A 20,484-nucleotide genomic window follows, 5' to 3' on the forward strand; every position below is an offset into this window, starting at 1 on the left:
GGCCCCCGCGATCGAGCGGGGACCGGCCTTATCTGCTTATTCCGCGTCGGCGGCCTTGTCGCCCTCGGCGCCTTCGGCCGGGTTTTCGAACCAGGCCTCGACTTCACCCGACAGCTTGATGGTCAGCGGGTTGCCGTGACGGTCGCGGGTCTTGCCGGCGGCAACGCGAATCCAGCCCTCGGAAATCGAATATTCTTCCACATCCTTGCGCTCGCGGCCCTTGAAACGGATGCCGATGCCGCGCTGCAGCACCTCCATGTCGAAATGGGGGCTGCGCGGGTTGGTGGACAGATGGTCGGGGGGCGTGTCGCTCATGATCTCAATTTCCCTGAAAATGCTGCGCAGCGCCTACTCTTTCCTGCCCGCAGGCGTCAACCGCCGCGCCCGTCATCGACATCGCAGAAGATGCGGCGGATGACGCCATCGTCCAGCCAGTTGGCGAAACGTTCCTGCGCGTCGGTCAGCCCGGCAAAGGGATAGGCCACCGGCTGGTCGCCAACGGCACGGCTGGCGGCGGTCAGGCGCATCATCGCGTCCGGCGCCACGGTCAGGATGCGGCCGCGCCGGTCGGTCGATGCGCTGTTGATGCCGACCACCCGGCCATCGGTGGAGAAGACCGGCCCGCCGCTGATCCCCGACAGGGTGCCGTCGCCCTCGGGCAGGCGGCCACGCTCGGCCCAGACCAGCACCGGCTGGTCGATGCCGCTGCTGCCGCGCCGCGCTTCGGCCCGGCCGATCAGTTCGGACAGGACCAATGTCGGTTCGCCGGCGGGAAAGCCCATATGATAGCCGGTGGAGCCGGGCGAGGGCGCACCACTGCGCAGCGGCAGGGCGGCGGGGCTGCGGGGACCGCGTGGGATGATCGCGGCATCCGATTCCCGGCTTTCGATGACGCGCGGCACCTCCAGCGCGCGGCCGCGCTGTTCCAGCCCGACGCGCGAACAGCCATGGGTGACATGTTCGGCGGTCATCCACACGCCGCTGCGATCGACGGCAAAGGCCGTGCCCATGGCGTCGGCCGGGCCGCCGGGCCGATCCTCGATAATATATTGTTCCTCGCCCCCGCGCGGCAGCGGGCGACGGGGCGACCGGGGATCATATTGTTCGATCTGCAAGGACGGTGCCTGCATCTCGCCCAGCCAGGCGAGCAGCAGGATCAGGCCCAGCAGCCAGGGCAGGCAGCCGCAGCCCCCACGCCCCATCGCGTCAGCCCGCCACGGCCGCAGCCGTCAGGCAGGCGACCGCAGCCTTCATCATTGCCAGGAAGATCGCGGCGGAACGCTCATTCGCCTCGATCCGGCCCGACAGCGATCCCAGCAACAGGTCGACCAGGCGAAAGGCGATGAGTTGCAGCACCAGCGTGACGCTGCCCCAGATGACGACATCCCAGACATTGACCGATCCGGCGAGGCAGAAGGCCAGCGGCACGGCGAGACCGACGGATGCGCCGCCGAGCGAAATGGCGGCCGCCTCATTGCCGGCGCGGATCAGCTTGAACTCGTCGTGCGGGGTTATCCACATATAGACCGCCATGGCGGCCGCCCAGACCAGGGTTGCGCAGGCGAGGTGGAGAAGCAGGATCGGCAGGCCCGACAACAGGCTCTGGATGACGGGTGTAGGATCGCTCATGGGCACAGAAATGCCGCAACCCGCCCTCGGGTTCAATCGGGGCGGGCCGCGATATGGATTTGCTCAGACGGGATCAGCGACAGACACGCACCCGGACCCGACGGTCGCGATAGGCATTATAACGCCATTCGTCCCAGCAGCGCTGGCGATAGGCGGAGCGATGATAGCCGCGTCGTCCGTCATAATAGCGCCGGTCGCCGCGCCAGCGACGGCGGTCGTCCCAGCGGCGATTGTCCCAATGGCGTCGGCCATCCCAGCGGCCATCGCGATCGCCGCGCCAGCCGTCGCTGCGATAATGCTGCGCCTGGGCAGGCGCGCTCGTGGCGGCGATGCCGGCCATGGCCAGGCCCAGCATCGCGGCGCTTTTCCACAGGAATTTCATCTTGCTTCTCCTCTGTCCGACCCGGCTGCCGGGGCAGCGCGGGGACGTGGGGAGGAGAATGGGGGCCGGTCACTGAACCGTCCGGGAACGGGGCTGACAGGCTTTGTTCAGCCCGCCCGGACGGTCGCAATTCTGCCTCGCATCATCGGTGCGCGGCGGTGTTTCAGCGCCCGCGCAGCGCCGTTTCGGCTTCGATCATATAGTCGCGGGTGATCGGTAGCGCCCGGCGGTCGCGCACATATTGGACCTGGAAATTGACCATCGACCCATGTTCGAACACGGTCGCCGCGCCCGCCAGATAGAAGGTCCACAGGCGGAAGAAACGCTCGTCATAGAGGGCGACGATATCCGCCTTGTGCGCCATGGTCCGCTTGTACCAGTCGCGGATGGTCAGGCCATAATGGATGCGCAGCACCTCCACGTCGGTGATCATCAGCCGCGTGCCTTCGCTGCCCGCCACCATTTCCGACAAAGCGGGGATATAGCCGCCGGGGAAGATATATTTGGTGGTGAAGGTATCGGTGATGCCGGGGCCATCGACCCGGCCGATCGTGTGGATCAGCATCACGCCGTCCGGCGTCAGCAGGTCGCGGCACTTGTTGTAGAAGACGCGATAGTCGGCGGTGCCGACATGTTCGAACATGCCGACCGACACGATCCGGTCGAACGGCCCTTCAATGTCGCGATAGTCGATCAGTTCGAACCGGACATGGTCGGCGACGCCGGCGTCGATCGCCCGCTGGCGCGCGACCTTCAACTGCTCTTCCGACAGGGTGATGCCGGTGACGTCGACACCGAAATGCTTGTGCAGGTACAGCGCCATACCGCCCCAGCCGCAGCCGATGTCCAGCACCTTCATACCCGGCTTCAGGTAGAGCTTGGCGGCGATATGCGCCTTCTTGTCTTCCTGCGCCTGTTCCAGGCTGATCCCGGCCTCATTCTCCGCATCGGGGAAATAGGCGCAGCTATATTGCCGGTCGCGGTCGAGGAAGAGGGCGTAGAGCGCGCCCGACAGGTCGTAATGATGGGCGACATTGGCCTTGGACCGGCTGCGATGATTGGCCTTCCACAGCTTGCGGCGCACCGTCTTCAGCGCGCGCTGCACCGGCCCCTTGGCGTCGATCGACTTGCCATTTTCCCAGGCGTTGTTCTGGCGGATCATGGACACGAACTCCATGATGCCGCCGCCTTCGATCGCCACCCGGCCATCGATATAGGCCTCGGCCATGCCCAGGCGCGGATCCTTGACGATGTCGAGGGGCACGCGCTTGTCGAGGAAGCGCAGCGCCAGCGGGGGCAGGTCGGGATCGGGCGAACCGACGGTAACGCTACGGCCATCGGCATAGAAAACGGTCAACTGACCCTTGGTGACAAGACGTCTCAGAACGCGGTCGAAAATCTTCATGGAGCAGGCTGGTCCTTCTCGTTACGCGGCCGTCAAATACCTGCATACCAATCATAATTGGCGCGGTCTTCCCAAAAACCGCCCTTGCCCCGACCGATGGACAATAGGCTCTCGACTGCCTCGATCCGCATCAGATATTTGGCCTGCTTATAGCCCAGTTGCCGCTCCACCCGCAGTCGCAATGGCGCGCCATTGGCGACGCTCAGCGGCCGGTCGTTGAGCGCGAAGGCCAGGATGGTCTGGGGATGGAAGGCATCGATCAGGTCGATGCTCTCATAATAAGCGGTGCCACCGCCCATGTCGTCGGCGCAGTGGAAGACGATATAGCGGGCGCGGTCGCGCAGGCCCGCGCTGTCGAGCAGCAGCTTCAAGGGCACGCCGCGCCACTTGCCGATCGCGCTCCACCCCTCGACACAGTCATGGCGGGTGATCTGTTCGCGATGGGGCAGGGCGTGCAATTGCGACAGCGAAAGCGACAGGGGGCGGGCGACCAGTCCGTCTACGCGCAGCCGCCAGTCGGCAAAGCCGCTGCGCCACAGCGCCTTGTAGGCCGGGGTGTTGGGATTGGCGGTGCCGTTCGCGCGGAAGAAGGGCGAAATCTGATCGGGCCGGAATTCCTGCGCCAGTGCGTCGCGCGCCATGATTGTGCGCTGCGCCCATGAATGGAAATTGTCGGCGGAAAAGAGGATGTCGCGGGCCAGCGGCTGGCGCGCGATCCGGTCGCATCCCGCCAGCGTCGCGGTCGCGCCCAGCAGCAGGGTGCGGCGGGTCAGGATCATGGCCGGTCCTTAGGGAGGCGATAGCGGCCGGTGATCATCGATCCTATCTCGTTCACCGGGCCGGCCAGCAGCACCATCAGCATATGGACCAGGAAGAAGGCGACCAGCGCGAAGGCGGTCAGGAAATGGATCGATCGCGCCGATTGGCGTCCGCCGAACAGGTCGACCAGCCAGGGCCAGGCGGCGTTCATGCCGGGCGACATGGTAAGGCCGGTCAGGATCAGCAGCGGCAGGGCGATGAAGATGACGGCGATATAGCTCGCCTTCTGCAGCACATTGTAGTGCAGCGCCGCGGCGCCGGTGGGCAAGCGCAGCCGGGCATGGTCCCTTATGTCCTGCCAGACATGGCGCGGCGCCAGTTCGCCCCCGCGAAAGGCCAGGTCGCGGGCGACATGGCCGCCGGCCAGACTCCAGAGCATGTAGAAGAGCAGCGCGAAGGCGAAGATCGGCGCGGCGGTCAGGTGCCAGTGGCGCGACAGCGCCAGATTATAGAGGGCGGGCAGGGTGATCCAGCCGGGGAACCGGTCCAGCTCCAGCCAGGCATGGTCGAAATTGGCGCCATATTGCCCCCAATAGAGGCGGGGATGGGCGTTGAAGATGCCAAGGCCGGAGGTGAAGAGGATATAGAGCAGCAGTGCGTTCAGCCAGTGCCACAGCCGGGTGGCCAGGCGGTGGCGGCGGACCATGTCCCCTGGGGCGTAAGGCGGCTCCATGGCCATGACCCTATTGTCTTTCGTCGAAATATCCAGCCGCATCGCGGTCGTTCGCATGTCCAGGCCGGTCGTTGGTCGAATGGCCATGGTGCGCGCCGTGCGATTGCGATCAACGGCTGGCCCTGCAAGGGACTGATGAAGTCGACTTCAAAGAATTTTCGTACAGAAATTTGAATTGATAAAATTCCTCCACGAAACGGGAGTATAAATAAGGTCGCCTGTCACGATTTTCGGCGCTTCGACGCAGATATTGGATGGGTAATATGAAGAGTATAACGTTTTTTATCGCTTCGGCTGTTCTATGTTTTGTTTCGGCGCCTGCCTTTGCGCGGGATTATGCCCCTTTCACGGGTGTCCATGCCGAAATCATCACCGGCTATGATGTGGTCGATGCCAAGGGCGTCAAATCGGCCGACGGCCTCCTCTATGGCCTCAACGCCGGCTATGATTTTGCCCTGGGCGGCCTGATCCTGGGCATCGAGGGCGAGATTTCCGATTCCACCACCCGCCTGCATGTCGCCGGCGGCAAGAGCGAAACCGATCGTGACCTGTATGTCGGCGGGCGGATCGGTGTGCCGCTCGGCAGCAAGGCGCTCGCCTATGTGAAGGCAGGCTACAGCAATGCGCGGATGGAATATGAAGCCAGTGACGGCGAAGGCGGCCTGATCCGCGGTGGCGACAATGGCGATGGGCTGCGGCTGGGCGCGGGTCTGGAATATCGGATCGCCGAAAAGCTCTTCCTCAAGGGGGAATATCGCTATTCCGATTATGAGGCAGGCGTGTCGCGCCACCAGTTGGTGACGGGCATCGGCCTGCGCTTCTGATCGCCCGGAAACCGGGGCTTTCGCGAAGGGGGCGGCGGTCGGGCCGTCCCCTTTTTGCGGCCGGTCGTGCTGCAGGCGCGTTGTCACACTTTTGCAACACAAGCCCTGAAATTGATTGAAATAAAGGCCTTGCCCCTTTGCAAGTGAGTTTGGCGATCCTAGATGGCCACTGCGCTCTCATGATGCAGAGGGGGCGGTTCCTCTCCGAAGTGTCGGAGAAGAATAAGCAGGAGGAAGTGTGACTCTATTTCATATTTTCCTAGCATCAAACCTGAACGCTAGATGAACAATTAAGTCATAGCGTCATAATAAATATCGAGGACTTTATGAAGACTGTGATTTTCGCAGCGATTGCTGCTGCTGCCGCTGTTTCGGCCCCCGCTTTCGCTCAGGATGCTGCGCCGTTCACCGGTCCGCGCGCTGGCGTCACCATGGGCTTTGACAAGGCGCAGGGCGAAGACGGTTTCAGCTACGGCGTGACCGCCGGCTACGACCTCGCCGTTGCCAACCGCGTGACCTTCGGTCCGGAAGTGTCGTTCGGTGACTCGACCGTCGACGGCCAGGGCTTCGACGCCAGCCGCGACCTCGCCGCTTCGGTCCGTCTCGGCTATGTCGTGACCCCGCAGATCCTGGCGTTCGGCAAGGTCGGCTATGCTTCGAGCCGCATCGAAGCCGCTGGCGCCCACACCTCGCTGGAAGGCGTGCGTTACGGCGGTGGCCTGGAATATTCGGTGACCCCGAACACCTACATCTCGGCCGAATATCAGCGCACCGAGTATGAAGATAATTTCGGTGGCCGTGACGCTGGCGTCGTCGGCATCGGCTTCCGTTTCTGATCCCTCTCGATCGGAATATGGGGAAGGGCGGTCCGTTCGGGCCGCCCTTTTTTTATGTCGGCAGCGGCGTCCGATCGGGCGCGACCCAGGCCCGGCGCGCGGCCGGGCTCATCAGCGTCTCGCGCGTCCAGTAGGTGAAGAGCCAGTCCTTGTCGCCCAGCGGCGACGCCATCAGCGCGGCATAGGCTGCGGCCGGCGTCACATCGGCGGGCAGGCCGGCCAGCAACTGCCGGGCCATGTGCAGCGAGGCCTGGGTAATGGTCTCATGATAGCCGCTCGTGTCGCTGTTCACCCCGCCGACGCTTTCATTGTAGCGGCGGATCATGCCGGGCATGTCAATTTCGGCGTCAATATCGGGCCGGCGCAGGATCAGCCACAGCGCGGTCGCGAAATGGGCGCCGTGGGTCCAGTGCGCCTTGGGCAAAGTGCAGGCGCAAAAGCCGGTGCCCAGCGCTTCGATTTCGTCATCGGTCATCCTCATTCCCCCAAAAGAAAAGCCCCGCCGGTATGGGCGGGGCTTGTCGTCGCGCGGCATGCGCGCAGCCAGTCGTCCCCGGATTATCCGAGCGCGGCTTGCTTCTCTTCGGCCAGGCGCTTGAGTTCCGCCTTGCTCTTCTTCTCGCTCGCCGACTTGAGCTGGCCACAGGCGGCCATGATGTCGCGGCCGCGCGGCGTGCGCACCGGCGCGGAGATGCCGCCCTCGAACACGATCGTGCTGAACGCGCGAATCCGTTCCGGGCTCGAACATTCATAGTCGGTGCCCGGCCACGGGTTGAACGGGATCAGGTTGACCTTGGCCGGCAGTTTATATTTGCGGATCAGGCGGACCAGCTCATGCGCGTCGGCATCGCTGTCATTCTTGTCCTTGATCATCACATATTCGAACGTGATGCGCCGGGCATTGTTCGCCTTGGGATAATCGGCACAGGCCTGAAGCAATTCCTCGATGCCATATTTGCGGTTGAGCGGCACCAGCTCGTCGCGCACTTCCTTGGTCACGGCATGGAGCGAGACCGCCAGGTTCACGCCGATTTCCTCGGCCGCGCGCGCCATCATCGGCACGACGCCGCTGGTCGAAAGGGTGATGCGCCGCTTCGACAGGGCCAGGCCATCGCCGTCCATCACCAGCTTGAGCGCGTCGCGGACATGGTCGAAATTATAGAGCGGCTCGCCCATGCCCATCATCACGATGTTGGTGAGCATGCGGCCGTCCGCCGTATATTGCGAATCCTCGTCCGTCTCGTCGTCATTGGCGCTGGCCATGCTGCCCTTGGGCCATTCACCCAGCGCATCGCGTGCCAGCATGACCTGGCCCACGATCTCGCCGGGCGTCAGGTTGCGCACCAGTCGCATCGTGCCGGTGTGGCAGAAGCTGCAATTGAGCGTGCAGCCGACCTGGCTCGACACGCACAAAGTGCCGCGGTCCGCATCGGGGATGAAGACCATTTCATAATCCTGGCCATCGTCCGAACGGAGCAGCCATTTGCGGGTGCCGTCGTTCGACACCTGCGCCTCCACCACCTGCGGCCGGCCGACGATGAAGCGTTCCGCCATCCACAGCCGCATCGGCTTGGCCAGGTCGGTCATCTTTTCGAAATCGGTTTCGCCGCGATGATAGAGCCAATGGAACAACTGCTTGGACCGCAGCTTGGCGGCCTTCTGGTCGAGTCCGGCTTCTTCCAGCACGCCCTTCATCTGGGCGCGGGTCAGGCCCAGCATGTCGACGCGTCCGTCCTCACGGGGCGTCACCGCGCGGGGCACGGGCACAGGGTCGATAAGGCCGGGAATCGGCATGATGGGATTGGCGGCGGAATGCATGGCCGCGCACATAGTCGATTTTGCCGGATTTTTAAAGTGGCGTTGCAATCAGCGTAAACGGGCGCACCCCAGCGCTGCGGCATCGATTGCCGTGGCCGCGCCGCGCAGAGCATAGCTGTCGGCAAAGGCGCCGCCCTTGGCCGATGTCGATTGCACGCTCATGCTGCTGGCGGAGCGCATCGCGGCGATGATCGCGGCATCGTCCTGCGGATTGGCGGCCCAGGCATCGGCCTGGCCCGCGACCAGCGCGAAACGGCGGTCGCCGACGCTGAGCGAGACCCGCGCATTGGCGGCGCGCGGGCGGCTGAGGCGGAAATGGACCTGACCGCGGACATGCTGGCGCGGCCAGGTGCCGACGGCGGCAAAACCCTTGGGCGCATCGCCCGCGCGGCGCGGCACCGGCATGGCGATGGCGTAGCAGCGCGGGCCGTTCTGGCCGGCGCCGGGATCGCGAAACGCGCCCCAGCTTTCGAAAATGCCAAGCGAATCGCGCGCCATGGCCGGACTGGCGAGGATGACGAGCGGGATCAGCAGGGCGGGCAGGCGGCGCATGGTCCGGGCAAAGCGCAAGCCATCGTCATTTGCAAGCCCGGCTTCGTTTCGAAAGCGCGTCGAGGTGCTTGCCGCCGCCGACATAGCGGTTATGAAGGACCATCCATCATTGCCGCCGGGATTCGACCGAATCCTCGCCATCGACGCAAAAAGAACGGACAGAACAGGGACATGAAGGCCACCATCGAACGCGCAACGCTCCTCAAGAGCCTCAGCCACGTCCAGTCGGTGGTCGAGCGGCGCAACACGATTCCGATCCTGTCCAACGTGCTGATCGAGGCATCGGCGGATGGCGCGATCAAGCTGATGGCGACCGATCTCGACCTGCAGGTCGTGGAAAGCGTGTCGGCCCAGGTCGAACAGGCCGGCGCCACCACCATTTCCGCCCACACGCTGTTCGACATCGCCCGCAAGCTGCCCGAAGGCAGCCAGGTGTCGCTGCAGGCGGCCGACGGCAAGATGCTGATCCAGGCCGGCCGCGCCCGCTTCAACCTGTCGACCCTGCCGCGTGACGATTTCCCGGTGATTGCCGAGGGCGACCTGCCGACCAGCTTCGAACTGCCGGCCGAAACGCTCAAGCAGATCATCGACAAGACGCGCTTCGCCATCTCGACCGAAGAGACGCGCTATTATCTGAACGGCATTTATTTCCACGTCTCGGACGAAGGTTCGCCGGTACTCAAGGCCGCCGCGACCGACGGCCACCGTCTGGCCCGCGTCACCGTGCCGCGTCCCGACGGCGCCGATGGCATGCCGGGCATCATCATCCCCCGCAAGTGCATCGCCGAACTGCGCAAGCTGCTCGACGAGGTCGAGGGTTCGGTGCAGGTCAGCCTGTCGGCCAGCAAGATCCGCTTTGGCCTGGGCAGCGCGATCCTGACCAGCAAGCTGATCGACGGCACCTTCCCGGATTATAGCCGCGTCATTCCGACCGCGAACGACAAGCTGCTCAAGATCGACCCGCGCAGCTTCGAGGAAGGCGTGGACCGCGTTGCGACCATCGCCACCGAAAAGACTCGCGCGGTCAAGATGAGCCTCGACAAGGACAAGATCACCCTGTCGGTCACCAGCCCGGAAAATGGCACGGCGGCCGAAGAAGTGCCCGGCGCGTTCCAGGGCGAAGGCTTCGATATCGGCTTCAACGCCCGTTATCTGCTCGACATTCTTGGCCAGATCGACACCGACATCGTCGAACTGCATCTGGCCGATGCGGCCGCGCCGACGCTGATCCGCGAAAATGATCGCAGCCCGGCGCTTTACGTTCTGATGCCGATGCGCGTCTGACCGGTCTTGCCGGGAGATCGCTGAATATCAGGGAATCTCCCGGACCCGGCGGGTAATCGCTTCTCAAGCTTTGTCGGTTAGACGATCGGCATGGCTATTGTCCGCAAAACAGATACTGATGCGCCGGCCAGGACCGCGAGCCTGCTGGTTTCGCTGGGTCTGGCCGAAAGCGGCACGGAAGTCGCCGCCAACTGGCTGTCGCGCAGCTTCACCCATGTCGCCGCCCTGTGGCCACTGATGTTGCTGGCCAAGCTGTGCGTTGCCGCGCTGCTTGGCATGCTTTCCTTCACCCGGCCCGAACATGGCGCCCTGCTGTGCGGCGTGGTGCTGATCGATGGCCTGCTGATGCTGGTGCCGCGTTGGGCGCTGTTCCGTAATCTGCGCCCCCATGTCCAGAACTGGCTGATGCTGCCCGCGCTCTTCTGCTCGGGCTTAAGTTTCAGCCTGTGGCTGGCGCAGGGCAATGGCGTGGCGATGCCGTCCGCCGTGCCGGAAATGGCGATCGCGCTGCTGGCGGTCTGCATCGTCGGCGATCGGCGCCTGCTGGGGCTCAGCTATTTCATGGGGGCGCTGCTGGTGGCCGGCATCGCCCATGCGGGCATGGTGCATCTGGGGCTGCTGGCCAGCTGCCTGGCGGTGATGGCGATCGCCACCCTGCGGCAGGCGGCGGCGGATCGTGAACGGGCGATCGAACAGCATCGGCAGGATCTCAAGGCGCAGCGTTCCGACCGACTGCTGGAGGAATATGAACAGTCCGGCCGCGGCTGGTTCTGGGAAACCGATCGCCACGGCCACATCACCTATATCTCCGCCACCCTGGCCGAACCGCTGGGCGTGGAAGCGGGCAGCCTGATCGGCCGGTCGCTGACCGACATCATCCAGCAGGGTGATCGGCAACAGGGCGATGGCGAGCGGACGCTCGGCTTCCACCTCTCGGCCCGGACCGGCTTTGCCGACATTGCGGTGCGGGCTGCGATCGCCCGCGAGGAACGCTGGTGGTCGATCTCGGGCGAACCGGTGTTCAACGAATATGGCCAGTTCCACGGCTTTCGCGGATCGGGCACCGACCTGACCGAAATGCGCCGCAGCCAGGCGGAAGTAACGCGCCTGGCCCAATATGATTCGCTGACCGGCCTCGCCAATCGCGTGCAGATGCTGCAGGCGCTGGAACAGGCGGTGCTGGGTTCCCGCGGCAAGCAGGGCGAATGTGCGCTGATGATGCTCGACCTCGACCGGTTCAAGAGCGTCAACGACACGCTCGGCCATCCGGCCGGCGACGCGCTGCTGCGCCAGGTCAGCCAGCGGCTCCAGCGCGTGGTTGGCAATCAGGGGCTGGTTGGGCGCCAGGGCGGCGACGAGTTCAAGGTGCTGGTGCATGGCCGCCATGACCGCAACCGGCTGGGCCTGCTGGCGCAGGCGATCATCAGCGCCCTGTCGCAGCCTTATTCGATCGAGGGCACGGGCGTGGTCATCGGCGTGTCGATCGGCATTTCCTTCTGCCCCGAAGACGGCGTCACCGCCGATGCCCTGATCCGCAATGCCGACCTTGCCCTCTACAAGGCGAAGGGCGACGGACGCGGTGTCTATCGCTTCTATTCGGCCGACATGCACGCCGATGCGGAGGATCGCCGCCAGCTGGAACAGGATCTGCGCCATGCGCTGACGGCGGACGGCCTGCACCTTGTCTATCAGCCGATCGTCAGTTCGACGACCGAGCGTATCACCGGCTATGAGGCGCTGCTCCGCTGGGATCATCCGGTGCGCGGCGCCATCTCGCCGGCCTTGTTCGTCCCCATTGCGGAGGATAGCGGCCTGATCGCGCCGATCGGCGAATGGGTCATGCGCACCGCCTGTCGTGACGCGGCGCAGTGGGATGCTGGCATCCGCGTTGCGGTCAATGTCTCGGCGATGCAGTTCGCCAATCCCGGTTTCCCGACCACCGTGATGCAGGCCCTGGCCAGCGCGCAGCTGGCGCCCGAACGGCTGGAGCTGGAAATCACCGAAAGCGTGTTCCTGAACGACAATGACGGCACCGACGCCATGTTCACCCGGCTCAAGGGGCTGGGCGTACGGCTGGCGCTCGACGATTTCGGCACCGGCTATTCGTCGCTCGGCTATCTCAAGAAGGCGCCGTTCGACAAGATCAAGATCGACCAGAGCTTCGTGCGGGGCGCCGCAATCCGGGGCAGCCGCAACAGCGCGATCATCAAAGCGATCGTCAGCCTGGCCGAGGCGCTGGGCATGGATACCACGGCCGAAGGTGCCGAGACGCGCGACGAGCTGGACCTGATCCGGCAACTGGGGTGCAGCCATATCCAGGGCTATATCTATGGCCGGCCGATGCCCGCCGCACAGGTGCTGGAAGGCCAGCGCGCCAATGGCGTCTCCGCCCGGTCGGAAGGCTTCCAGTCGAGCCGGCCGGAGCGCAAGGCGATGCTGCGCACGGTCGCCGTCCATCATGATGGGCATGTCTATAATGGCCGCATCCGCAACATCTCCGCCACCGGCGCGATGATCGAGGGGCTGTGGAATGTGCCGGAAGGCACGCAGTTCGCGATCGACCTGTCGGAGGGGCAGAGCGTCGACGCGACCACCCGCTGGTCACGCGAAGACCGCATGGGGGTGGAATTCGCCGCCCCGATCGATCTGGCCCTGCTTCGCCCGCAGGCGCGCGCACTGGCCGGATAGCGATACAGGCGACCGGCCGGACATCGCCCGGCCGGTCGCCCGGTCAGAAGAACAGCTTGCGGAAGCTGACCGACACGGTCCGGCCGAGCGGGTCGAGATAGCCCGGCTGATAGCGGACCGGCGTGGCACCGGTCGCGTCGGTCACGTCGCGGCGGGTGTTGAAGATATTGTCGATGCCGATCGACACCCGCGCGCCGCGCAGGAAGGGATGGGCCTTTACCAGGCTGGGCATCTGGCCGAAATTGGCGAACAGGCGCAGATTGGCGGTCGCCAGGCTGGCAAAGTCCAGCCGCGAACTGCCGCCCAAGGCGCCATCGACATGGGTGCCGCTTTCCCAGTCGACGCCCAGCCGGCCGCCAATGCCATTGTTCACATAGCCGACCCGCGCCTTCAACTCGTGGCGGGGCTGCCCGCCCGACGAGCCGACCGCATCGCCGTCGAGCAGGTTGAGTTCGGGCACGCCCGGCGCGATCAGGATGCTCTCCGTCAGGTGCCAGGTATGATAGAGGCTGAAGGTCAGCCGCCCGCCGGCCTGGCCGGCGCCGGGGCCACGGAAACCGCCCGGACCGCCAAAGCCGCCGCCCGGACCACCCGGACCGCCGGGCCCGCGCGGACCATCGCCACCGCCCTGCGCATTATCACCACCCTGGCCACCATTCTGGCCACCGGGGCCATCATTGCCGCGCTGGTTGTTGTCGCCGTCGCCGCGGGGCGCGCTGTCATTGCCCTCGCCGCGCGGCGGACCGCCCTCGCGATTGCCCTCCGCGCCGTCGCGCGGGCCACGATTGCCGAAGGCAGCGCGCATGTCCTGCAATTCCTTGGGCCGATCCTCGGGCCTGGCGCCAGCGGCGCGCCACGCCTCGATCACCTTCTGGATGTGCGACTTCAATGAGATGGACAGGTCGAAGCCCCAGCGCAGCTGTTCGCTTTGCGAACGCAGATAGTTGATCGGCCGCCCGTCGATGCTCAGCAACTGGCCATCCTCGTCGCGCATGAAGCGCTGCGGGAAGGCATTTTCGATCGCCGGCGTCGGCGTCGGGAAGGCGGAAATGGGGTTGCTGGTCCGGCTGTTGAGATAGGTCGCCGTCAGCGTCAGGTTCGGTTTCTCGAACGGCTTGATCCGGGCATTGATGCGGAACTGGTCGCGCGTGCTGGATCGCAGGTCCGGGTTGCCGCCGGAAAATTGCGTGACGAACACGGTCTGGCCGGTGGCATAGTCGAACACCGACACGTTGGGCGTCGAAATCACCGGATCGTTGATCTGCGTGCCGGTCGGCGCCGACTTGTCCTGATTGGCCGACACCAGCAACTGCACCGCCGGCACCGGCCGCCAGCGCAGGCCATAGCCCAGCGTCGACAGCGTGCCGAAATCCGACAGATGCTGCGCCCCGGCGTTCATGTTGACGCCGACATCGCCGATCGCGCCCAGAAAGCCCTTGGACCGGCTGGTCAGCGGTATGTCGAAACTGACCTGCCCGCTCGCAATCTCGCGATTATAGTCGAGGCCGCGTTCCACGCCCGACCGCACCGAATTGCTTTCAAAGCCATTGGCCGATCCACCGACTCGCACCGACGTCATGACATTGCCGGCCGGCAGGGTCAGCAGCGATCCGCTGACCAGCAGGTCGCCGCCGATCGCGCGCGATTGCGACCGGGCGCGGTCGGTCAGGCGCGATTGCAGCAGGTCGGCGGTGAAGGCGCCATAGGGATTGACGCTGGCCGATCCAGCATCGAGCGCGGCCTGGATGCCGCCCGTGTCGACGCCGCGATCGGTGCGGGTGCGGGTGTCGGAAATGTCGCCATTGCCGGTGAACGACCATTGCCAGGTGCCGCCCAGCCGGCCGTTCAGCGTGACGCCGACATGGCCGGTGGTGCCGCGGATCTTCTGCCCCAGCGCGCCGGCCTGCTCCAGATAGCGGTAGAGGCGGACATCGTCGCCAAAGGCGGAGAAGGGATTGCCGCCGGGCAGGGTAAGGGCGGCGGCTGACAAGCCCTGCAGCGAATCATTGTCGGACAGTTCCAGCCGGCCGTTGATCGTCGCCGATACGCCGCCCAGCGCGCGCGCCAGCGTCGCGTTGGCGGAGAAATTTTCGGTCGCGGGGCTGAGCGTGCGATATTTGCTGAGATTGCTGACGCTGGTCTGGTTCGCGCCGGCAACGAAATCATTGAGGGCGGGGGCGCCATTGGCGGCGCTGCCGGGCACGCTGGCGACCGTCACACTCTGGCCGGCGGCGGCCGACAGGGCCGGGTCGATTTCCGCCCCCCGCTCGATCGCGGTGATATTGCCGGCCAGCGAATAGGGCATGCTCGGCGCTGCGGCATTGATGCCGCGCTCGCTCTCCAGCAGATTGTCGGCCCGGCTATATTTGACGTTCAGCGTCAGCCGATTGTCGCCCCGGATGCGCAGCACGCCGACTTCGCCCTGGCCATTTTCGCGTCCGCCATCGGTGGTCGTGCCACCGCGCAGATCGACCGTGGTCGCGCGGAAACGCTGGCGCAGGACGATGTTCACCACCTTCTGCGTCGGCGCATAGCCATAGGACAGGGCCACTTCCTCGGGCAGGATGTCGACCCGCGACACCGCTTCGGATGGCAGGTCGGAAATTTCCGAGAAACTGGAAATGCGCTTGCCGTTCAGCAGGATGACCGGCGTGCCATTGGTCTGTGGCGACAATTCGGTGATGATTTCGGAAATCGACGTGACGCCCAGCGCCCGGACATCGGCGGGCGACAATTGCTGTTCGGGCTTGATGTCGCCGGGCACCGCGCCGCGCTGGACCGCGCCGGTCACGACAATCTCGTCGCCCTCGTCCATCTGGGCCGGCGGCCCTTTCTGCTCGGCCTCCTGCGCCATCAGCGCGCCGGGCGCCGCGCCCAGCATCAGTGAAAACAGCAGCAGCGACGTCGTCTGGCGCACGGAAATTTACCCCTAATCTGGACCCTGACAGGATCTCGTTTAGGCCGCACTTGTCGCAAAAATCTGGCAAGGCAAAGACAGTTTTGTCGCAAAGTGTAACGGCGCGTCACATGGTGCAACAAATGCGTGTTCGGGGCGTGATCGGCCTCACTTGCGATCCCGCGTCAGTCGGGCATAGACGGGCTTTCGCGGCCGCGCCTGACGGCCGGACGAAGGGGGATTATATGCGCCATTCCATCATCCTGCTGCCCTTGCTGTGCCTGGCCGCACCGGTCGCCGCGCAGCAGCCTGACGATCTCAACCGCGTCATCGACGAAGGGCTGAACCACAGCCAGGTGATGCAGATCGCCCAGCATCTGACCGACGATATTGGCGGGCGCATGACCAATTCGCCGCAGATGCGGCAGGCCGAGGCCTGGACTGCCGACCAGTTTCGCCAATGGGGCCTGTCCAATGTCCGCAAGCAGGGCTTCCGCTTCGGTCGCGGCTGGTGGATTGCCGGCTCCTCGGTGAAGATGATCAGCCCACGCCCGATCCAGCTCACCGCTATCCCCGTCGCCTGGACGCCGCCGACCAATGGCGTGCTGAGTGCGCCGATCATCGTCGCACCGATGAAGAAGGAGCGCGATTTCGACGCCTGGCGCGGCAAGCTCGCCGGCAAGATCGTGCTGGTGTCGCTGCCCGGCATCGGCGACGAGCCGAACGAGGCCGCCTTCCTGCGGCTCAAGGGCGAGGATATCGAGAAGCTCGACAGGTTCGAGCAGCCCAAGAATGATCCCGCGTCGCTGGAGCGGCTGATGAAGCGCCTCAGCTTCACCCGCAAGCTGGAGGCCTTCCTCAAGGCCGAGGGGGCGGTCGGATGGGCGCGGCAATCCTATCGCGACGGCAAGCTGCTCCATGGCGAGGGCTATGATTTCGGCGTCAGCGACACGCCCGCGCTGCCCGGCGTCGAGATCGCGGCGGAGGATTATCGCCGTCTCGCCCGCCTCGCCAAGACCGGCCCGGCGCCGGTGCTGGAAATCAACAGCGACGTCCGTTTCGATGACAGCGACGTCAACGCCTACAACATCCTGGCCGATATTCCCGGCAGCGATCCCAAGGCCGGCTATGTCATGGCTGGCGCGCATCTCGACAGCTGGGTCGCGGGCGACGGCGCGGCGGACAATGGCGCGGGCAGCGCCATGATCATGGAGGCGGCGCGCATCCTCAAATCACTCGGGATCAAACCGAAGCGGACGATCCGCTTCGCGCTATGGTCGGGCGAGGAACAGGGGCTGTTCGGCTCGATGGCCTATGTCGACGAATATCTCGCCACCCGCGCACCGGGGCCGAAGGAGGAACAGGGGCGGGAGGAAATGTATTTCCGCTACAAGACCCGTTTCCCGATCACGCCCAAGCCCGGCTATGCGGACCTCAAGGCCTATTTCAACATCGACAATGGCTCGGGCAAGCTGCGCGGCCTCTATGCCGAACGCAATGTCGCCGCCGTCTCGCTGCTGCGCGAATGGCTCAGCCCCTTTGCCAGCATGGGCGCCGGCAATGTCGTGTCACAGCCGACCGGCGGCACCGATCATGAATATATGCAGGCGATCGGCGTGCCGGGCTATCAGTTCATCCAGGATCCGCTCGACTATGAAAGCCGTGTCCACCACAGTGGCATCGACACCTTCGATCATCTGAAGGCAGAGGATATGCGCCAGGGCGCGGTCGTCCTCGCCGGCATGCTGTTGCAGGCCGCGAACAGCGACAAGACGCTGCCGCGCATGCCGCTGCCGACCCAGCCAGCGGTCAGCGATCCGTTCAAATATGAGGATCCGGCGCTGGATTGAGCGTAACGGGCGGGGCGGCGGCGTCGCCGCCCCGCCTAGCTCTGGGCGTCGTGGAAGATGATGCCCAGCGTGTGGCGCATGCCGGACAGGAGCCGGCTGACGCCATGGCGCATCTGCACACGGTGGACGCCGCGCGTGCCCGTCACCGGCCGCTCGCGCACCGGGAAGACCACGGCATCGCCCTTGCGCAGCGGCACCATTTCGGCGCGCGACTGCATGCGCGGGCGCTGTTCGGTCAGGATGAAGGCGCCGCCGGTGAAGTCCGCCTCCGGCTCCGACAGCAATATCGCGGCCTGCAACGGGAAGATGGTCGCGCCATAGACATCCTGATGCAGCGCATTCCAGTCGCCCGCCTCATAGCGCAGTAGCAAGGGCGTCGCCTTGTCCTGACCACCGAGCGCGCACTGGTTGAGGAAATCTGCGTGGCGCGCGGGATAGAGCGCATCGCTCCCGAGCATCGCCGCCCAGCGATTGGCGACCTCTACCAGCGGCGGATAAAGTGCTTCGCGCAGTGCGGCGACCGGCTCGGGCAGCGGGTAGTCGAAATAGCGATAGCGCCCCCGGCCATAGCCATGACGCGCCATCACCACCTCCTTGCGGAAGGCTTGGGGCTGGTCCCATAGCGCGACGATCGCGTCGCACTGGTCCGGGGAAAGCAGCGCAGGCAGGCGCGCGGCGCCATGCCGGTCGAGGTCAGTGAGGTCCATGGCGCGCAGCATGGGCGGCGCGGGGCACGGCGTCATCCCGCGCCTTGCGTTCAAATCCTGCGGATCATTTCGGCTTGCGGAAACGGTAGAGGAAACGGTCGGTCTTGCCGCGAATGGCGGGATCGAACACCAGCTTGCTGTGATCGTCGGCGGGGTTGGCGAGCAGCGGGCTTTGCGCCTCCAGCACGAATCCGGCGCGCAGGAAGTCGGCCTTCACCACCGCCGGGTCGATCCGGTGGAGCTTGTCCACGACTGCGCGGGTGTCGCCGGCCGGGCCGACATGGTCGATGATGCCGACGATCCCGCCCGGCCTGGTCGCGGCATAGAGCGTCTTCACGAAGGCATCGGGGTCGGTGCGCGGAATGCCGAACTTGTCCGACTGCCAGTAGAGATCATGGTAGCTCAGATTGATGATGCTGAAGTCGAAACTGTCGGGCGCCGCCGCGAAGGCCTCGAACGGATAGCGCACCCAGTCCACTTCCGGCCGGCGCGCGACCAGTGCCGCCCATTTGGGCTTCTCTTCCTCGCTGGCGTAGAATTGGCTGGGCTCGAACCCGGTCACCTTGCCCTTGGGGCCGACCGCATCGGCCATGATCTCCGCCCAATAGCCCGATCCGGTCATGATGTCGGCCGCCTTCATGCCGGGCTTGAAGCCCAGGAAGGCCAGCGTCTCGGCCGGCTTGCGGCTTTCGTCCAGCGCCCGTGCGTCAGCGGGCCGCTTGGGATCGGCCACGGCCGCGGCAAGATCGGTCTTGGCAAGGGTGATGATCGGCGTGGACAGGGCAAGGCCGCTCAGGGCCAGGGCAAGCATCAGGCGCATGGATTGTCCCCTCATGGAAGGCGGGCCAGCATGCGCCCGATCGCGCATCCGTTCAACGATCCGCGCCGATGCCGGTCGATCGATTCCGGTCGTTGGTCGAAGGGCGGGGCAGGCCTGCCGCGTCCACTCGGCTCTCCACATGCACGTTCAGGCCCAATCATATTGTCATGGTTAACGGGCTCGGCTTGGGACGGCGCGGGGGCAGATGATAAGGAGAAAATGATGTCGCACCCGATGAAATTAGCCCCCATTGCCATGGTGTTGGTGGGCTCGCTGGGGCTGGGTGGCTGTGCCACGAAATCCTTCGTGCGCGAACAGGTGGCGACCGTGAACCAGCGCGTCGATGCGCTCGACGCCAAGCTGCAGACCACCGACGGCACGGCGCAGCAGGCTCTGGCCCAGGCCCAGTCGGCCGCCGGTCAGGCCCAGAATAACGGTCAGCGCCTCGATCAGCTGAACGCCCGCGTCGATGGTGTCGAGCAGCAGATGCGCGAAGCCAAGACCAAGCGCGCCAGAAACTGATCACGTAGCCGATCGCGCAACGAATCCGGTCGGGCTGGTCCCGATCCCGTGCCGGCGCCCCCGCTTCATGGGGGCGCCGGCCCCATTCCCGGAAAGGCTCATCCATGCACAAATTCCCATGGGCGCTGGCGATGCTGGCGCTGTTCGGTGTCTCTCCCGCGCTGGCGGCCGCGCCAAAAGCGGCCGCGTCCGCGAAGCCCGCGCCTGAAACGCCGCGATCGCCCGATGCGCGCCGGGTGATCGACTGGATCGCCGCGACCGGCGACAATCATGGCCTGCCTTATGCTATCGTCGACAAGCAGGCGGCTCATGTCTTCCTGTTCGATGCCAGGGGCAAGGCGCTGGCCGATGCGCCGGTGCTGATCGGCATCGCGCCCGGAGACGATGCCACGCCAGGCGTCGGCAAGAAGAGCCTGGCGGAGATCGGCCCGGCGGAAAAGACCACGCCGGCCGGCCGCTTCCTCGCCAAATTCGGCCTGGCGGCGGGCAAGCAACGGGTGCTGTGGGTCGATTATGCGACCTCGGTCGCGATGCACACCATCCCCAAGGGCAATCCCAAGGAAAAGCGGCGCGAGCGCATGCTGTCGCCGACGATCGACGATAATCGCATCACCTTTGGCTGCATCAACGTGCCGATCGCCTTCTATAATCGCGGCCTGCGCCCGCAATTTCTGAAAAAGGGCGGCTATGTCTATGTGCTGCCGGACACAAAGTCGCTCGAAGCGGTTTTCCCTCCCCTGCATGTCCAGTCTTATCGGAAGGCGGACGCATCCTCATAA

At 65.1% G+C, this 20,484-nt stretch carries 20 protein-coding genes; 7 read left to right on the plus strand and 13 right to left on the minus strand.

The window, feature by feature from the left end; all coding sequences use genetic code 11:
- Nucleotides 1–36: 36 nt before the first annotated feature.
- The 7 genes from E5554_RS06110 to E5554_RS06140 all read right to left on the minus strand — a co-directional run bounded on the left by E5554_RS06110 (nucleotide 37) and on the right by E5554_RS06140 (nucleotide 4,881).
- Nucleotides 37–315, minus strand: a complete 279-nt coding sequence (locus E5554_RS06110; protein ID WP_004209867.1) for a DUF3297 family protein — start codon at nucleotides 313–315, stop codon at nucleotides 37–39.
- 56 nt (nucleotides 316–371) lie between these two features.
- Nucleotides 372–1,202: a serine protease gene (locus tag E5554_RS06115; protein WP_136186264.1), complete on the minus strand. Its 831-nt coding sequence runs from the start codon at nucleotides 1,200–1,202 to the stop codon at nucleotides 372–374.
- A gap of 4 nt (nucleotides 1,203–1,206) precedes the next feature.
- A complete protein-coding gene (locus E5554_RS06120) occupies nucleotides 1,207–1,629 on the minus strand; it encodes a DUF350 domain-containing protein (protein ID WP_004209870.1) in 423 nt (140 codons plus the stop codon).
- 73 nt (nucleotides 1,630–1,702) lie between these two features.
- Nucleotides 1,703–2,011: a hypothetical protein gene (locus E5554_RS06125; RefSeq protein ID WP_125988019.1), complete on the minus strand. Its 309-nt coding sequence runs from the start codon at nucleotides 2,009–2,011 to the stop codon at nucleotides 1,703–1,705.
- 163 nt (nucleotides 2,012–2,174) lie between these two features.
- Entirely contained in the window at nucleotides 2,175–3,416 is a 1,242-nt protein-coding gene (locus E5554_RS06130; RefSeq protein WP_004209872.1) for a cyclopropane-fatty-acyl-phospholipid synthase family protein, read from the minus strand.
- Between the two features lie 32 nt (nucleotides 3,417–3,448).
- The gene (locus tag E5554_RS06135) at nucleotides 3,449–4,195 is read right to left on the minus strand and encodes a molybdopterin-binding protein (RefSeq protein ID WP_136186265.1); all 747 of its coding nucleotides are present in this window, start codon (nucleotides 4,193–4,195) and stop codon (nucleotides 3,449–3,451) included.
- Nucleotides 4,192–4,881, minus strand: a complete 690-nt coding sequence (locus E5554_RS06140; protein ID WP_247594392.1) for a cytochrome b/b6 domain-containing protein — start codon at nucleotides 4,879–4,881, stop codon at nucleotides 4,192–4,194. The genes E5554_RS06135 and E5554_RS06140 overlap by 4 nt, the downstream gene beginning before the upstream one ends.
- A gap of 290 nt (nucleotides 4,882–5,171) precedes the next feature.
- Here E5554_RS06140 and E5554_RS06145 point away from each other — a divergent pair, with 290 nt between their 5' ends.
- The gene (locus tag E5554_RS06145; RefSeq protein ID WP_136186267.1) at nucleotides 5,172–5,732 is read left to right on the plus strand and encodes a porin family protein; all 561 of its coding nucleotides are present in this window, start codon (nucleotides 5,172–5,174) and stop codon (nucleotides 5,730–5,732) included.
- 326 nt (nucleotides 5,733–6,058) lie between these two features.
- Nucleotides 6,059–6,568: an outer membrane beta-barrel protein gene (locus E5554_RS06150; protein ID WP_004209879.1), complete on the plus strand. Its 510-nt coding sequence runs from the start codon at nucleotides 6,059–6,061 to the stop codon at nucleotides 6,566–6,568.
- A gap of 52 nt (nucleotides 6,569–6,620) precedes the next feature.
- On the opposite strand, the gene E5554_RS06155 is transcribed toward E5554_RS06150, so the two are convergent.
- The 3 genes from E5554_RS06155 to E5554_RS06165 all read right to left on the minus strand — a co-directional run bounded on the left by E5554_RS06155 (nucleotide 6,621) and on the right by E5554_RS06165 (nucleotide 8,938).
- Nucleotides 6,621–7,043, minus strand: a complete 423-nt coding sequence (locus E5554_RS06155; protein ID WP_136186268.1) for a hypothetical protein — start codon at nucleotides 7,041–7,043, stop codon at nucleotides 6,621–6,623.
- Nucleotides 7,044–7,126: 83 nt separating this feature from the next.
- Nucleotides 7,127–8,386, minus strand: a complete 1,260-nt coding sequence (gene rlmN, locus E5554_RS06160) for a 23S rRNA (adenine(2503)-C(2))-methyltransferase RlmN (protein WP_004209881.1) — start codon at nucleotides 8,384–8,386, stop codon at nucleotides 7,127–7,129.
- Nucleotides 8,387–8,434: 48 nt separating this feature from the next.
- Nucleotides 8,435–8,938 carry a hypothetical protein gene (locus E5554_RS06165; protein ID WP_026108758.1) on the minus strand — a complete coding sequence of 168 codons (504 nt, stop codon included), beginning with the start codon at nucleotides 8,936–8,938 and terminating at the stop codon, nucleotides 8,435–8,437.
- Nucleotides 8,939–9,109: 171 nt separating this feature from the next.
- Here E5554_RS06165 and dnaN point away from each other — a divergent pair, with 171 nt between their 5' ends.
- Both dnaN and E5554_RS06175 read left to right on the plus strand, forming a co-directional pair.
- Complete coding sequence (gene dnaN / locus E5554_RS06170) at nucleotides 9,110–10,222, plus strand: DNA polymerase III subunit beta (protein WP_004209883.1); 1,113 nt, start codon at nucleotides 9,110–9,112, stop codon at nucleotides 10,220–10,222.
- Nucleotides 10,223–10,312: 90 nt separating this feature from the next.
- Complete coding sequence (locus tag E5554_RS06175) at nucleotides 10,313–12,910, plus strand: EAL domain-containing protein (protein WP_136186269.1); 2,598 nt, start codon at nucleotides 10,313–10,315, stop codon at nucleotides 12,908–12,910.
- 43 nt (nucleotides 12,911–12,953) lie between these two features.
- Here the strand turns inward: E5554_RS06175 and E5554_RS06180 are convergent, their stop codons facing one another.
- Entirely contained in the window at nucleotides 12,954–15,827 is a 2,874-nt protein-coding gene (locus E5554_RS06180; RefSeq protein ID WP_136186270.1) for a TonB-dependent receptor, read from the minus strand.
- A 224-nt stretch (nucleotides 15,828–16,051) separates the two neighbouring features.
- Here E5554_RS06180 and E5554_RS06185 point away from each other — a divergent pair, with 224 nt between their 5' ends.
- On the plus strand, nucleotides 16,052–17,656 hold the full coding sequence (locus E5554_RS06185; RefSeq protein ID WP_136186271.1) for a M20/M25/M40 family metallo-hydrolase: 1,605 nt from the start codon (nucleotides 16,052–16,054) through the stop codon (nucleotides 17,654–17,656).
- A gap of 35 nt (nucleotides 17,657–17,691) precedes the next feature.
- Here the strand turns inward: E5554_RS06185 and E5554_RS06190 are convergent, their stop codons facing one another.
- Nucleotides 17,692–18,399, minus strand: coding sequence for a 2OG-Fe(II) oxygenase (locus tag E5554_RS06190; RefSeq protein ID WP_136186272.1), 708 nt, complete (start codon nucleotides 18,397–18,399; stop codon nucleotides 17,692–17,694).
- 28 nt (nucleotides 18,400–18,427) lie between these two features.
- Nucleotides 18,428–19,183 (minus strand): methyltransferase domain-containing protein, encoded by a 756-nt coding sequence (locus E5554_RS06195; protein WP_136186273.1) that lies wholly within the window; start codon nucleotides 19,181–19,183, stop codon nucleotides 18,428–18,430.
- Nucleotides 19,184–19,405: 222 nt separating this feature from the next.
- Between E5554_RS06195 and E5554_RS06200 the strand changes: the two genes are divergently transcribed.
- Nucleotides 19,406–19,705, plus strand: a complete 300-nt coding sequence (locus E5554_RS06200) for a hypothetical protein (protein WP_004209889.1) — start codon at nucleotides 19,406–19,408, stop codon at nucleotides 19,703–19,705.
- 104 nt (nucleotides 19,706–19,809) lie between these two features.
- A complete protein-coding gene (locus E5554_RS06205; RefSeq protein ID WP_136186274.1) occupies nucleotides 19,810–20,484 on the plus strand; it encodes a hypothetical protein in 675 nt (224 codons plus the stop codon).

The sequence above is a fragment of the Sphingobium sp. PAMC28499 genome (genome assembly GCF_004795815.1).
GTDB classification, from domain to species: Bacteria; Pseudomonadota; Alphaproteobacteria; order Sphingomonadales; family Sphingomonadaceae; genus Sphingobium; species Sphingobium yanoikuyae.